Source organism: Persicobacter diffluens, from assembly GCF_036244895.1.
GTDB lineage: Bacteria > Bacteroidota > Bacteroidia > Cytophagales > Cyclobacteriaceae > Persicobacter > Persicobacter diffluens.
In genome coordinates this window covers 1,481,411-1,495,936 of sequence record NZ_BQKE01000001.1, presented here as the reverse complement: position 1 = coordinate 1,495,936, position 14,526 = coordinate 1,481,411, and the positions used below count along the sequence as shown (strand labels likewise).

Below are 14,526 nucleotides of genomic sequence, written 5' to 3'. Positions count from 1 at the left end.
TCATGGAAAAAACGGTAGCACAAAAATTAGAGGGGCTTATCCACCTTCAGAATATTGATTCTAAAATTGACGAAATCAAGAAAATCTTGGGTGCATTGCCTGAGGAAGTAGCTGATCTTGAGGACGAAATAGTTGGATACGAAACTCGAGCAAATAAATTGCAGGCGGACATTGAAGAAGCGGAAGCACAAATCAGTGGATATCGTCAGGCGATTAAGGATTCGGAAGCATTGATCTTGAAGTACAAAGATCAGCAGATGAATGTTCGCAACAACCGTGAGTACGACGCTATTACCAAAGAAATCGAACTACAGGAGCTGGAAATCCAGATTTCCGAAAAAAGAACCCGTGAAGCTAACCAGCAAATTGATGCGATGAAAGAGCGTATCGGTGAGACGGACGGACAAAAGGTGGAGCGTCAGAAGGATTTGGATTCAAAAAAGAAAGAGCTGGAAGAAATTTTAGCAGAATCCAAGGAGGAGCAAGAGCGCCTGGGTAAAGAGCGTGATGCGGCTTTCGCAGAAGTAGAGGATCGCTTGGCAAAGTCTTATGACCGTATCCGTACCAATGCTCGCAACGGCTTGGCAGTAGTATCTGTTGAGCGTGATGCTTGTGGTGGTTGTTTCGCAGTGGTACCTCCACAGCGTCAGGCGGATATCCGTGATCGTAAGAAAATTATCGTATGTGAGCACTGTGGTCGTATTTTGGCGTCCGTAACTGACATTCCGGTAGTAGAGGAAGAAAAGCCAAAACGTACTACACGCAGAGCAACTACAAGACGAACTAAGAAAGAAGCATAATTGCCGAAATTCGAAAAATACACAAACCCTTGTCTTTTACGGCAAGGGTTTTTTTATTATCCGAAAACCGAAATATACCTTCCATAGGCAAAAGAAGCATACCTCCCCTTTCCATTCCAGCTGGAAAAGCTGTTCATCACAGGGGCTTCCAAAATTTGTGATAAGCGAAGCTAAATGCTTATCTTCACGGAAACATTGCAACCAACATGAAAGCCTTCCCCCTGTTCTTTTGTCTGATGATGCTCAGCAATACCCTTATTGCGCAGCAGCCATATGACTATTTGGGGAATTTTCAACTGGACAGCCTGGACAACTGGGCTCAAAAACAAGCGCATGGTCCAAGAGAGTACTATCAATCGCTGGCATTGGTTTTCAAACTCTTAATGGAAGATCAAGCCAGGGCTTTCAGCGATGACGCACATTTGGAAAAAAAGTGGCTTCAACAATTAGCCGGACTACCGGAACCTCAGCGCTCTCACTATCAACAGGAAATAAAGTTACATTTCGGCCTATTGAAATTGAAATTCAATCAGGAATGGGCCGGAGGATGGCAATTGTATAAAGTTTTAAAAAAACAACAACAGCTTCAAGCGCAATATCCGGAATATACGCCCCTGAGGAAAATAACCGGCATCACCGAAGCTTCCTGTAGTATGATTCCCAAAAAGTATATCCGCACCGCCAAATGGTTCGGCATTCAAAAGGGAAGCTTTGAAAACGGGATGAAGCAGTTGAGGCTCGCCCAAAATACGGATTTCGGCTATGAGGCAGCATTATTAGAAAGCTTATTGTGGCACTTTTTGGCCAATGACACCCCAAAGGCGCTAAATTCACTGGCCGGTAATGATCTTTTGCACCAATATTTTCAGGCGCTGATGCTGAAGAAGGACCGGCAAAGCCCGAAGGCAATGGCGAAATTCATTCGCCTTAAAGACCAATTACCGGATTTCAGGATTTTAGATTATCACCTAGGAGATCTCCATTTACGGGCAGGGCAACTCAGGGAAGCGATTCATTATTTTTCACTTTTCAATCAGGGAAAGGGTCAGGATTTTAAGGCAGATGCCTATTTCAAAACGGCTGTTTGTTGGCAAATATTGGGAAAACAAATCGCTGCTCAACAGGCCTTGAACAATATACCGATTTGCAACAATCAAACCTATGCCGATCGGTATGCCCATAAAATGGCGACAATAGGACTCCATGATGACCCCAGATTACAACAAATCCGCTTTCATTTGGATGGGGGATATACGGCATTGGCCGCCAAAACTTTCGAGGTTATTACCTTTGAGGAGCTTTCAACAAAAAATCAACTTCTCTATTTTTACCGGAAGGGCATGTTAATGGAAGCGGAAGAACGCTGGTTGCCGGCTTTGTCTTTTTATGAACGAACCATTGCTCACCAAACCAATCAGGAAGAATACTACGCCCCATCGGCCTGCCTGAAAATGGCTCAGATTTATGCTCGTCAGGGAAATCATGAAAAAGCTCATTTTTATTTCAAAAAATGCCTGGAATACACCGATCACCCTTACAAGAAAAGTCTTGATCAAAAAGCAAAAGCCGGACTGACCTTGTTAAATGATCATAATGTTCCCACTGCCCGTATTAATCAAATACCACCACAATAAAAACATATGTTTGTACCCTTAATAGACTTTAAAAAAGCCAGCAACAATGACCTGGACGCCATCATCGACATCTACCAGCGTTGCATCCACCATAATTTCAAACCGGTGTTAGGGGAAGATTTTGCTAAATCGCAGGAAAATGAAGAGGAGCTACTTGACTTCCTCCTGGAACAACTGGCAAACACTTACCTCATGCTGATTGATGAAAGCATCTCTGCTTTTGCCATTGTTGAGGAAGAAGAAATCAAGATGATCATGATGGAACCGGAAAAGCAACAACAAGCCTATGGCGCTTTCTTTTTGGAACATTTAGAAAATCAAAGACTGGAAAACATTGATCAGTTCTATATTCGCCTTCCCAAAGCTTTGGATTACAGCATCAACTTTTTTCAGCATCTGGGCTACGAGATCGTTAGTGAATACCAGGAGGAAGAGATGGAATGGGTAGAATGCAATAAAAAATTCTGAGACCATCAAACCTATTCCAATTAATTTCAGATTTCAGGAAAGCCTTTCCCGAAATTCGGGGGAAAGGAAAAAAAATTCCTTACCCCTGCTTTTAGCCTTCAGGCTGATCTCGAATTGCGCATCGCGGCGAACAAATTTAGAACCTCATTATCCGACTGCATTCCGAATTATTGGAAGCGAAGCGACTTTGATACATTCTTTACAACCCACATTTAAGTGGGCATGCTTTCACCGCTATCAGCTGCTTTGTGGGGCAAAATCGATATAGGGCATATTACCTTCATTACCGTGCTGCTAAACGAGGATTTAAGCATAAATAATCGGAGTCAACCTTCATGGCGCAGCCGGAAAACCATGATTCCGATAAAAGACCCTCAGCAAATCGGACACTTCTGTTACCGCCTCCACGACGGCCATATGCCCGCATCCTGCTAACTCATGATAAGAGGCATGAGGCAAACGATCTGCCATTCTTCGGGAATATTCCACCGGAGTAGCCACATCCTCCTTCCCCACAACAATACAAAGAGGCAATGTCAGGCCAGACAATTCAGACAGGACATTATCCCGTGCAAGAATGGCCTCACCGAAATAACGAATGGTATGATGGGGATTCCCCATAATCACTTTTTTCCAATAGTATACACTTTCCTGATTGGTTGCACTTTTTAGATAAGCTTTTGAAAACATCAAATTCATAATAGTCCCAATAAGTGGTTGCCAACCCAGCAGTCGGTGCATTTTAATGAGACCATGATATTTAATTTTGGCCCATGCAGGCTCCTCTTCCGCTGAGGTATCCAGTAACACCAGGGACTTTAACAAATCCGGCCTCTGTAGGGCGATCCGCATCCCGATAAAACCGCCAGTGGACATTCCAACAAAATGGACGGCTGCTTCCTCCAAACTTTCAATTAAGCTTATCGTATCCCGCACCAATTGATCCAACGCATAATCCGTTTCATTCGGGGCCGTTCTCCCATGCCCTTTATGATCAAAAGCCACACAACAAAACTCCCCTCGCAGTGCCTCTCGAAGACCATCAAAGAGGCTATGATCCAATAAAAATCCATGAGAAAAAACAATGGTTTCTTTCCTTTCGGCAGTACTATCCAAGAAGTAGTTGGTGTCGTTGATGTTGAGATGCATACAAAGGCCTTGTTTGATTACAAATAAGTTATAGAAAAACAAGTATGCATCCAACTATCCGCATTTGCATTATTCCTAAAAAACAAATCCTGGCCATTTCAATTTGGGTACTTTAACCTGAATCATGTGCCGTCAGATTTAACACGAATTATTCACCACTAGACTTAGTGAGTTAATGTAAATGTCTAGCATTCAGGTTCTTTTGGTTAGCTTTGTCGAATTATCAATAGCTCAAATAGGGGTAGGCTTGCTTTCTCCTCATTTATCTGCTTCGTTGGGAAAAACTCGAAATAGGAAACTATTCCTTCATTTTCCCGCTTTGGTGTAAAATGAGCTTTGAAACATGAATACACCGGCTTAACCCGAAAATTAGCCCATAAAAAAGCCTTTCGGCAAAACACCAAAAGGCTTTCAAAATCATTTTAGATTTTACAGACTTACATCATTTGCATCACCTGTTGCTTCATTTGCTGGATCTGAGGATTATTTGGAGAGATTTTATCCATGGCATCAATTTGCACCAAGGCCTCTTTAAATCGTTGATTTTGAATCAACATAATCGCATATGCATTGCGAAGGTCCAAGGCATTGCCATAGCGGTCTATTCCCATCTTATACACCTTCTCCGCCTTTTTTAAATCCTTATTTTGCTGTGCCGCCAAAGCCCAGTTATAATAAGCTCGGGGGTGATCATTGCCTTTTTCCACTCCTAACCCAAGGTATTTTTCCGCAGCAGCAAAATCCTGTTCTTCCGCCTTTATCAATCCGATAGAATAGTAAGCGCCTCCATAAGCAGGCTCAATTTCAATCACTTCTTCTAGGCGTTCCAGGGCTTTATCATTTTCTCCTTTACGATTATACAAATTGGCCAATTGAACACGTGCCGCATTGAAAAGGGAGTCCATGCCAATTGTTCGTATATAATATTTTTCTGCCGCCAAATCATCTCCCATTCGCTCATAATACTGGCCGTAAGAGAAATTTCCGTTTCGGAAGTCAGCATTAATGGCCAAAGATTTCATATACTCGGTCATGGCCTGCTCATAGGCTCCTTTATATTCAGCCGGAACCTGCTGAGCAATTGGACCTACCAATGTTCTTACTGCCGCTACGCGCACAGATTTAATCTCATCTTTCAATCTTGGCACCAAATAGGTGACACGCTCCTCATCCGACCAGGTGGAAATGGCCTCCACCGCCCGATACCTTACCAAAGGTTCCGGGTCATTCAGGGCCAAAACAATCGGATTGACTACCGAAGGATCATTGGTTTGAGATAGATAATGCACTGCTGTGGCACGTGCAATCTCCGGCTGACTAACATCTCTCACGAATTTGGCAATCTCCTTCACATTCGCCGGATCGCGCTCACGTCCTTTCAACAAAGCATCCGTATAATTGATATCACGGTCAGGGCCATACCACTCTACCACTGCATCTGCCGCCCACTGCGCCGACTGATCTTCATGGCAACGGTTACAAGCATTCTTAATGCCATATTCCACTGATTGGTCAGGACGCGGTACCCGAAAAGCATGATCTGGTCGATAATCATTCCCCATATAATATTCTCCTACAAAGTGACAGGAGATACACTGACTCGCTTCGGTATCCTGCTCGTGGAAATGGTGCTTTGGCGTATCATAAATTTCCGCCTCATGCCCTTTCAGGTGACAGTTGGTACAAACGGTATTATCATAAACCCACTGCCCCTTATCATGAGACTTTGCTCCTTTTATGCGGGAAGTATGTGGATTATGGCAATCCGTACATTTCACACCATGCTCATACATTTTAGATTGCACAAAAGAGCCGTATACATAAACCTCATCCTGAATGGAACCATCACCATGATACATGCCATCTCGTAAAATTTCCGGCACAAAGTGGTCCATGAATTCACCCTCAAACTGATCATCAATCTCGATATTCATTCGGCGGCTATGACAGGGCGCACACTCTCTCACCAGCTGCTTATTGTCCAGATAAGCGGTCATCCTCATAAAGCTTTTGACCTCCATATTTTTATCCTCGTCGTAATCTTCCGACTCCACCCACTCTACGTGATGACTCCCTTCTCCATGACAAGCCTCACAGCCTACGTTAATCTCTCTGAAAGTGGTATTGAAAGTATCCGACTCCGGGTCGTAATTTTTCTTTAAATCCGTAGAGTGACAGTCAGCGCACATGGTATTCCATGTTCCGGCAGCCCCGGTCCAGTTCAGCCATTCCCCATGATGCATATCCAGCTCATCATGCTGATTGAACCAACGATTTTTTTCAGAATCCCAGGTCACCCGGTGCACCTGAATACGGCCATCCTCATTTTCAGTCATATAGTTTTGAAGTGGATAATAACCAAAAGTATACTTCACTTCAAAATCATGGTAGTTTCCATCCTTGCCTTCGGTATTGATGAAATACTTTCCATCCCGCTTAAAAAAGTGGGAAGTAATGCCATTCAGCGTTACTTTTGTATCATTAAAATCACCCAGCACAGTAGTGTCCATCGCTATTTGCATGGCCCAATCATGATCTGAGTTTTTCCACTCCCCATACTCCTCCTCATGGCAGGATTGACACTTTTCCGTCCCGACATATTCTGCCTCCACACTTTTAATGCGCTCCACAACCAAATCAGCTGCTGATTTCGACTCCTCTGCCCGATCCTTATCGCTACAACTCCAAGCAATAATTCCTAACCAAAGCAAAAGCCCGCCTCCTAATAAAAATATCCTCCCTTTCATATGTAAAAATAATTTCGCTGCAATTTAGACAATATCAGAATGCAAAGCCTGTGATTCCCGGAAAAATTAAAATTATGACGGAAAAATAAAAGCCCCAGATGAATTCAACTCCTCCTCTATCCCGTCTCTTTACCTGGAACCCAATATATTCTTCAATCTCCTGAAACTGGGCATTTTACCTAAAATACCTTCACAAACCTAAGAACAAATCATAATAACCGACAAAAAAACAGGAATTTTCATGACCCTGATCAACTTAGAAAAAGCCTATAAAGAAAATTCCCGATTTTTTAAATTACCTTATCCTACCGGCTTACATTTTACGTATATAAAAGTAGAATATTAGCTGAAAATTTTATTCATAGTTGAGGCTCTAACACTCGCAAGAGTGCTTATATATATATTTTTCATTTAATGCCCACAACTATGAAAACTATTGCCCACAACCCCTTTCCTCATTTCTACCAACCTCCAAAACACTATCATGAGGAGCCCGAAAAGGCATCCAATCAATTAGATAAAATTGTTCGGAAACGAAAAATAAAAGAAGGAGTTGCAGAGTGGATGCAGTTCAAAAAAGACAAGGAAGGCAAAGAAGCCAATGCGCTCCCCCTATATTTTAGTATCGGCCTGGTCATCAGCCTGCTATTGGTCGTTTTGGTTTTTGAATACCAAACCCCCGTTCAAAATATTATGCAGGAAGAAGTCATCACGGAGACTGCCTATTTTGAGGTAGAAGAAATTCCTTTAAGCCAGCAGGCTCCGCCTCCAAAGCCTAAACTTAGTGCTAATGTCAACATCATTGAGATCCCTGATGATGTTGTTCTGCAAGAAGTTGTGGATGTTGATTTGGATATTGATTTCTCCGAAACCACTCAAATACCCGATCAGAAAATTTCGGAAGTGGTTTTTGAAGAAGCTCCTGAAGAAGAAGTAATAGAAGAGATATTCACTATCGTGGAAGAAAAACCCGATTTCCCCGGAGGAGTAGGGGAATTCTATCAATATGTTTCGAAGGCGATAAAGTACCCTGCGCAAGCTCGTAGAATGGGCATTTCGGGACGCGTATTTGTTCAGTTTGTGGTAGAAAAAGATGGCTCCATTACGCAAGTAGAAGTGGTGAAAGGTATAGGAGGAGGCTGTGATGAGGAAGCCAAAAGAGTCATCTCCGCATCCCCTAAGTGGGATCCTGGAAAACAAAGAGGTGTCCCGGTACGGGTGAGGATGGTACTGCCTATTGTTTTTAAAATCGCCTAAAAAAAAGGGGAGCATTGCTGCTCCCCTTTACCCATTAACCCTCTCCGTAAAGAAAGAACTAACCACCCTATTCTAATAAATTTTGATGCAACTCCAGCTTTTCCATCCGAATGGATATTGCTTTAGGAGCTCTGCCCAAGCGTTCAGAAATTTGCTCAATACTTAGTTGATCCATAAACATGGCCGTAAGATCTAAATCATCTTTTTGTGACCAAACCTTAAATGCATTCGGATATTTATCACGAATAGCATGTACCCTGTCCTCCTCTTCCCGAAGATTCCTGCCTATGGGGTCCAATTTGCCCACCACCGCTACCATGGACTGCGCAAATTTGATGATGTCCTCATCAAACAAAGTCAGTTTCGTCCTGTCAAATTTTTCTCCATTTCTTCTGGACTCTACAATATTGAGCACCATCGACCCTGTTTTAGTTTCTGATACATCGAAAAAATAAATGCTCTTCCCTACTTTCAATTTTTCTAATTGAGTTGCCATATGTTTTTTCAATTAATTTTACTAGCAAAAGCAATTTCCCCACCGCTTGTTCCTTACTCCCTGTCGGTTAAGGGTGTAATTTCAGCACACAATTTTCCTTGAGAAATTGGTCATTTTCGCCCCTTGAAATGAAACAGGACAAATTACCCGGACTATAAATCCCGACAGGCATTTGATTTCTGGGCCAAGATTGCATTAAATAAGCCTCACGCATCCTATTTTTACCGCTCAGGCAGCAAACAAATTCAAGCGTGCTTCTATATTGACCAAATCCTTAAACATTATATATTGCCCCAAAAACTTATTTATCCCTGCAAAACTGTTATTTTAGAAGTAGGGAAAAATTAAAAAATGACCTGAGTTGGAACTGTTTTCTTCATTATACCCCTGGCTCGGCCTTCCCTTTTCCTTGGGAATAGGCACCTATGCCCTTTCCAAAAAAAGCATTGACCTCTCCGCTTTAGCTGTGATGATCCTTTTTGGTGGTCTGATCCATTTTTGGGGAGGCTGGCAGGCAGACGTCCCCATGCTTCTCTTTTTTTTCCTTGGAAGTATTTTGAGTAAAATTAAAATGAAACTCAATCCGGATTCTGAACGGTTCAATGCGAGATCCGGACCACGAAAAGGCATACAGGTAATCGCCAATGCATTGATTCCCACGCTTTGTCTTGCGTTGGTTTACTTCCTTCCTATTGAAAAAATATGGCCGGCCTATTTCTCCGCTATTGGCATCCATTTGTCCGATACCATGGCCACGGAAATAGGTACCCTGAAAAAAAGGAGAACGTTCCACCTGTTGAGTGGCAAGCCGATTCCCCAGGGCTTATCCGGTGGCGTCAGCCTGGCTGGAATCTGGGGCGCGCTGCTAGGGGCTTGTTTAATGGGATTACTGTATTTCATCTGCATAGGGAGCACCCACCTCCTATTCACTGTCATATTGATTAGCTTTTTAGGCAGTCTCATTGATAGCGTTTTAGGAGACACCTTTCAAGCTAAGTACCACTGCCCGAAAGGGCATATTACGGAAAAAACTTTTTGTCATGGACAAGCCACCATTTTAAGCGCAGGTTTTTCATGGATGGATAATGATCTGGTCAACCTTCTTAGCGCGGTAATTCCCATTTCATTATATTTTATATTTTTACAATGGTAAGGCAACTGACCTTTCCATTGACAGCAATTTTTGAAATTATCCCCCAAAACACATGAAAAGATTATTATTTCTACTCCTGCTTTCTTTTACGACATCCATTGTCCAGCTTCAGGCTCAGGACATTCAGGTGATTAAAAAAGAACAACTTTATCAGTTAGCGGAATCATCCCCTGAGGGAAAGACCAAAATCATCAACTTTTGGGCGACCTGGTGCAGACCCTGCATAGAAGAATTACCTGCCTTTGAATCCGTGAACAAAATGGAGCAGGTGGAAGTGCATCTGGTCAGTATGGACTTCATTGAAGAACTGGACAAAAAAGTCAAAAACTTTGCCCAAAAGAAAGCCCTGAAATCCAGTTTATACCTATTGGATGAAACTGACCTTGACCCGATCATTACAAAGGTTAATGAACAGTGGTCCGGTGCCATTCCGGCCACCTTGTTTATCAGCCCAAAGGGTAAAATCACTTTTCACGAAGGCAAAATGACGGAACAGGAAATTCTTTCAATCATTGACCAACCATAAAATTTTAATCATGAAAAATTCCATTTTAGTATTACTGCTTGCGCTTTTACCCTTTATCGGAATGGCGGAAGGTTATGAAATTGGCGATAAGGCTTCCGACTTTAGCCTTAAAAATATTGATGGTAAAATGATGTCATTAGCTGACCTTTCGGACAATAAAGGCGCTATCGTTATTTTCACCTGTAACCATTGCCCTTACGCAAAATTATATGAGGACCGCATCATCGCCTTAGATAAAAAATATAAAGGCATTGGCTATCCCGTGGTGGCGCTAAATCCTAATGACCCGAAAATTGAACCGGCCGATGGATATCAGGAAATGATTCAGCGGTCCAAAGAAAAGGGCTTCACTTTTCCCTATTTAGTTGATAAGGATTCAAAAATGGCCAAAACATATGGCGCCACCCGAACACCGCATGTCTATTTACTACAAAAAGAGGGAACAGATTATGTAGTAAAATATATCGGAGCAATTGATAATAACGCCAAAAATGCCACTCAGGCCGACAAATTATACTTAGCTGATGCGCTGGAAGCCTTAATAGCAGGGAAAGCGATCACTAAAACCAGCTCCAAAGCAATTGGCTGTACGATTAAATGGCATGAGACCAAATAAATTCGCAAAAGAAAGCGTGATTTAGGCTTGAGTTTTTAAAATTTATTAAAAAAAATGACCCGCTTTTTTCATAATAAAGAAAAAGCTTCTAAATTTACTCTTGTTGAAAGCTAGAGACTGAACAACTCTAGTTTGCTGATTTTCCGTTCGAAAAAGGTGTTAAAGGAAAAGCCATCGATATCAATCGATGGCTTTGTTTTTTATTTAATACGCTATTGTTTATCAGCCGCCACTAAGTGGAATATTGTGAACTTCACAGAATTCTTTCACGGCCATTTTGACGTCTTTGGAAGTATCAACATCCTCCGTGTTGATCGAAATGATTAATCGCTCTTTTTCTTTATAATCCACAATAATCTCATAGGCCGCTAATTGAATGGAGGCAATTTCATCCGGCCATAATTCCTCTTTTCCTACCAATTCATCATTGACCACCAAAATGTGGTGATCATCCACCTCTACCCGAGGCATAGAATCGGATCCGGGTCGGAGTAACCAGGCGTCAATTAATAAAATAGCCCCTGCGACTAGGGCAATAATATTCAGAACAATATATAAGCCGTCTAAACCACCAAAAAAACTGAGGTTAAACGCACCGGTCAGAACCAGAAATAATCCAACAATAAAGATCAATCCAAACCGCGTGGTGGTAGAAAACATGCCGTTTGTAAGAAAAATCACGTGACGTTGCATAACGGTGGAGTTTAAAGTGAGAAATTATACCAATTTATTCATATGTATATATTTCATAACGTTAAATAGTAACCCACTGACCAGCGGTCATTTGCTTTTTTTTAAAACTTCCCCCTCTGACGGTCACTGAACGATTTGGCTTTGATTTGTAAAAAAGAAAAGGTTTATTCACTGCCATAAACCAGCCCAATTACCCATGAAATATTCTCACTTATTATGTCTATTTTTTATCATTTTCCTAACAAATTGCCAGTTAGCCTTACCTGAGAATAATATCAATCTACCTACTTCAGGAGTAAGTAAGGAATTGGCAGAAAAGCGAAAAAATGAAATCAGTAAGCTGACCTATCATATTACTTTTGACTTTCATCAGGGCCCCATGGAGGACATTTTTTTCACAGCACTCATTAGCTTTGACTACTTTGGGACTGATGATGTCTGGCTAGACTTTCAGGCGGACACCAGCCTTATTGACTTGGTGAATATCAATGATCGCCCAGAAACCATTAAATTTGCGGGAGATCACCTCATCCTTCCAGCTCAAAGCCTTGCTTCAGGACATCAAAAAATAGAAATAAGCGGAAAAGCTGGTCGCGGAGGCCTTAATTGTTCCGAAGATTTAATTTATACCCTCTTTGTCCCGGCCAAAGCTTCTACGGTTTTCCCCTGCTTTGATCAACCTGATCTTAAAGCCTACTTCACCAATACTTTAAGAATGCCCGAAAATTTCACCGCCATCAGCGGAGGAAAGCTTATTTCAGAAACGATTCATCGGGGAGTGAAACAACTCACCTTCGAAAGTGCAGGCCCGATGAGTACTTATCTGTACTCATTTGCAGCGGGAGTTTTTTTTACGGACAGTACCCAGTTTCGGGAAGATAAAATGACCATGTTGCATCGCATTAAAGACCCGGCCAAAAGAGCACAGAATATTCAGGCTATTTTTGACTTGCATACCTCAAATATTAAATGGCTGGAAGATTATACCAATATCCCGTTTCCCTTTAAGAAACTGGACTTCGCCCTAATTCCTCCATTTCAGTATGGAGGCATGGAGCATGTGGGCGCCATCCAATATCGGGAGTCACAACTGATGCTCAGTGCACCGGCAAGCCAGTCGGAACTACTCAGGCGGTCCTCCCTCATTGGGCATGAAGTCGCACACATGTGGTTTGGGAATTTGGTCACCATGGAATGGTTTGATGATGTCTGGCTCAAAGAAGTATTTGCCAATTTTATGGCGGCAAAAATGTCCAATCCCCAATTCCCGGAAGTGGACCATGGCCTGCTTTTCTTTTTAAATCATATCCCCTCCGCTTATGAGGAGGACCGCTCATTAGGGAGCCACCCGATTGCTCAGGAATTAGACAATTTATCTGAGGCCGGTAGCGTTTATGGCAATATTATCTATAAAAAAGCACCGGTTACGATGAAGCAACTGGAACTCCAAATGGGGGCGGAATCTTTTCAACAGGGTTTGCAAAAATACTTAAAATCTTATGCCTATGGCAACGCCTCCTGGGATGGCTTAATAAAAATTCTGGACGAACAAGCCGGCATGGGACTTGACTTGAATAACTGGAACAATGCATGGATAAAATCCAAGGGCATGCCTACCATAGACATCCAATTGAAGGACCACAGGGTTATCATTTCTCAAAAAGGCCCCACTGAAGGCCTGTGGGATCAGGAATTGGTCGCCGGCCTTTGGGATGGAGAAAAAATGATTGCCATGCCTTATCGGCTATCCGATAGCTTCTCCTTCCCCATACCAGAGCGGGAAAACGTCTGGATATTACCTGATATTTCAGGCTACGGATATGGCTATTTTCGCTTTCATCCTCAACTCAGGGATAAAATCATCGCTAATTTTTCCACCCTTCCTGAACCCATCCACAGGGCTATTACCATTACCAATCTTCGGGAAATGGTTTTAAATAATGACTTAGAGCCTGAGCAATATTTAAAACTACTCACCCACCATTTACCAAAGGAAAGCTCCCCTTTGGTTCAGCAATTAATGCTTCGATATTTGAAACAAGATTACTGGGGCTTTCTGCCTGAGAGGGAAAGAGCAAAATGGCAGGCAACCTTATACCAAATTTTCCAGGAGGTTTTAAAATCGGAAAAATCCCCGGCGAACAGGACGCTCCTAAAAGGTATTTTCACCCTGGGAGAACAGCCTGAATGGCTACAACAGGAACTGCGGTTGATGGAAAATAAGCAAGCGCTGGATAGTTGGGGCTTCTCTGAAAATGACTTAATGGAAATGGGCATGAATCTCATGGTCCGAATGCCAGAAAAGGCCGCTAACATTGAAATCCTGATTGATCAATCTTTAAAAAATGAGGACAAAATACGTAAATGGTCCTTCTTAAAACCCGCCTGTGCTGCGGAGCCTGAGGTGCGATCTGCCTTTTTTAATCAACTGCTTCTTCCTGAGTATCGAACGAAAGAACCCTGGGTACTAGAAGGCCTGAAGCTTATTAACCACCCCTTGCGGGCGAATAGTTCTGCCCAACACCTGCCCGCCTTATTGGAGGAAATCATTGAGGTAAAAGAGACGGGCGATATTTTCTTCCCAAAAGGATGGGTGGCTGCAGGCTTTTGGGGACATATGCAGCAAGAAAATATAAGTCTGGTGGATGGCTTTCTCAATCAAAATCCGGATTACCCTCCAAAACTTCGGAATAAAATCCTGCAGGCGGTGGACTACAATCGCAGAGTTAGCCAATGGCACTCTCCCTGGGTACCATCTTAGTTGGAATTATTCGCTAGCATTTTTAGAAATACCTAATAAAAGTATTATAATCAATATTTGGCGTATTTATGATGTTTTTAAACAGCCCATATTTGGTTATGCTTGCTTTCTCCTCATTCATCAGCTTCCTTGGAAAAAATGAAATAGGAAAAATTCCTTCATTTTTCACGCCTTGCGGTTAAACGAGGATCTAAGCATGAATTATACTGGTAAAGCATAAATACTC

Annotated in this window: 12 protein-coding genes; 8 read left to right on the top strand and 4 right to left on the bottom strand. The window is 42.3% G+C overall.

All coding sequences use genetic code 11. The features are described 5' to 3' along the window. Window positions 1–2: 2 nt before the first annotated feature. From AAA970_RS06265 to AAA970_RS06255, 3 genes are all read left to right on the top strand, one after another. Window positions 3–800 carry a zinc ribbon domain-containing protein gene (locus AAA970_RS06265; RefSeq protein ID WP_053404596.1) on the top strand — a complete coding sequence of 266 codons (798 nt, stop codon included), beginning with the start codon at window positions 3–5 and terminating at the stop codon, window positions 798–800. A 206-nt stretch (window positions 801–1,006) separates the two neighbouring features. Then, window positions 1,007–2,434 carry a tetratricopeptide repeat protein gene (locus tag AAA970_RS06260; protein WP_338236391.1) on the top strand — a complete coding sequence of 476 codons (1,428 nt, stop codon included), beginning with the start codon at window positions 1,007–1,009 and terminating at the stop codon, window positions 2,432–2,434. Between the two features lie 6 nt (window positions 2,435–2,440). Then, a complete protein-coding gene (locus AAA970_RS06255) occupies window positions 2,441–2,902 on the top strand; it encodes a hypothetical protein (protein WP_338236390.1) in 462 nt (153 codons plus the stop codon). A 333-nt stretch (window positions 2,903–3,235) separates the two neighbouring features. Here AAA970_RS06255 and AAA970_RS06250 read toward each other — a convergent pair whose 3' ends face one another. Further along, window positions 3,236–4,051, bottom strand: a complete 816-nt coding sequence (locus AAA970_RS06250) for an alpha/beta fold hydrolase (RefSeq protein WP_338236389.1) — start codon at window positions 4,049–4,051, stop codon at window positions 3,236–3,238. A gap of 437 nt (window positions 4,052–4,488) precedes the next feature. Then, window positions 4,489–6,798 (bottom strand): multiheme c-type cytochrome, encoded by a 2,310-nt coding sequence (locus tag AAA970_RS06245; RefSeq protein ID WP_338236388.1) that lies wholly within the window; start codon window positions 6,796–6,798, stop codon window positions 4,489–4,491. A gap of 426 nt (window positions 6,799–7,224) precedes the next feature. Between AAA970_RS06245 and AAA970_RS06240 the strand changes: the two genes are divergently transcribed. Further along, window positions 7,225–8,055: an energy transducer TonB gene (locus AAA970_RS06240; RefSeq protein ID WP_338236387.1), complete on the top strand. Its 831-nt coding sequence runs from the start codon at window positions 7,225–7,227 to the stop codon at window positions 8,053–8,055. Window positions 8,056–8,122: 67 nt separating this feature from the next. On the opposite strand, the gene AAA970_RS06235 is transcribed toward AAA970_RS06240, so the two are convergent. Further along, entirely contained in the window at window positions 8,123–8,551 is a 429-nt protein-coding gene (locus AAA970_RS06235; RefSeq protein WP_338236386.1) for a DUF3276 family protein, read from the bottom strand. A gap of 361 nt (window positions 8,552–8,912) precedes the next feature. Here AAA970_RS06235 and AAA970_RS06230 point away from each other — a divergent pair, with 361 nt between their 5' ends. From AAA970_RS06230 to AAA970_RS06220, 3 genes are read left to right on the top strand one after another with little or no spacing between them, the layout of a single operon-like run. Next, window positions 8,913–9,704 (top strand): DUF92 domain-containing protein, encoded by a 792-nt coding sequence (locus tag AAA970_RS06230; protein WP_338236385.1) that lies wholly within the window; start codon window positions 8,913–8,915, stop codon window positions 9,702–9,704. A gap of 52 nt (window positions 9,705–9,756) precedes the next feature. After that, window positions 9,757–10,230, top strand: coding sequence for a TlpA family protein disulfide reductase (locus AAA970_RS06225; protein ID WP_338236384.1), 474 nt, complete (start codon window positions 9,757–9,759; stop codon window positions 10,228–10,230). A gap of 10 nt (window positions 10,231–10,240) precedes the next feature. Then, a complete protein-coding gene (locus AAA970_RS06220; protein ID WP_338236383.1) occupies window positions 10,241–10,846 on the top strand; it encodes a thioredoxin family protein in 606 nt (201 codons plus the stop codon). A 222-nt stretch (window positions 10,847–11,068) separates the two neighbouring features. Here AAA970_RS06220 and AAA970_RS06215 read toward each other — a convergent pair whose 3' ends face one another. Further along, window positions 11,069–11,539, bottom strand: a complete 471-nt coding sequence (locus AAA970_RS06215; RefSeq protein WP_338236382.1) for a hypothetical protein — start codon at window positions 11,537–11,539, stop codon at window positions 11,069–11,071. A 196-nt stretch (window positions 11,540–11,735) separates the two neighbouring features. Between AAA970_RS06215 and AAA970_RS06210 the strand changes: the two genes are divergently transcribed. After that, complete coding sequence (locus AAA970_RS06210; RefSeq protein ID WP_338236381.1) at window positions 11,736–14,300, top strand: M1 family metallopeptidase; 2,565 nt, start codon at window positions 11,736–11,738, stop codon at window positions 14,298–14,300. Window positions 14,301–14,526 lie beyond the last annotated feature (226 nt).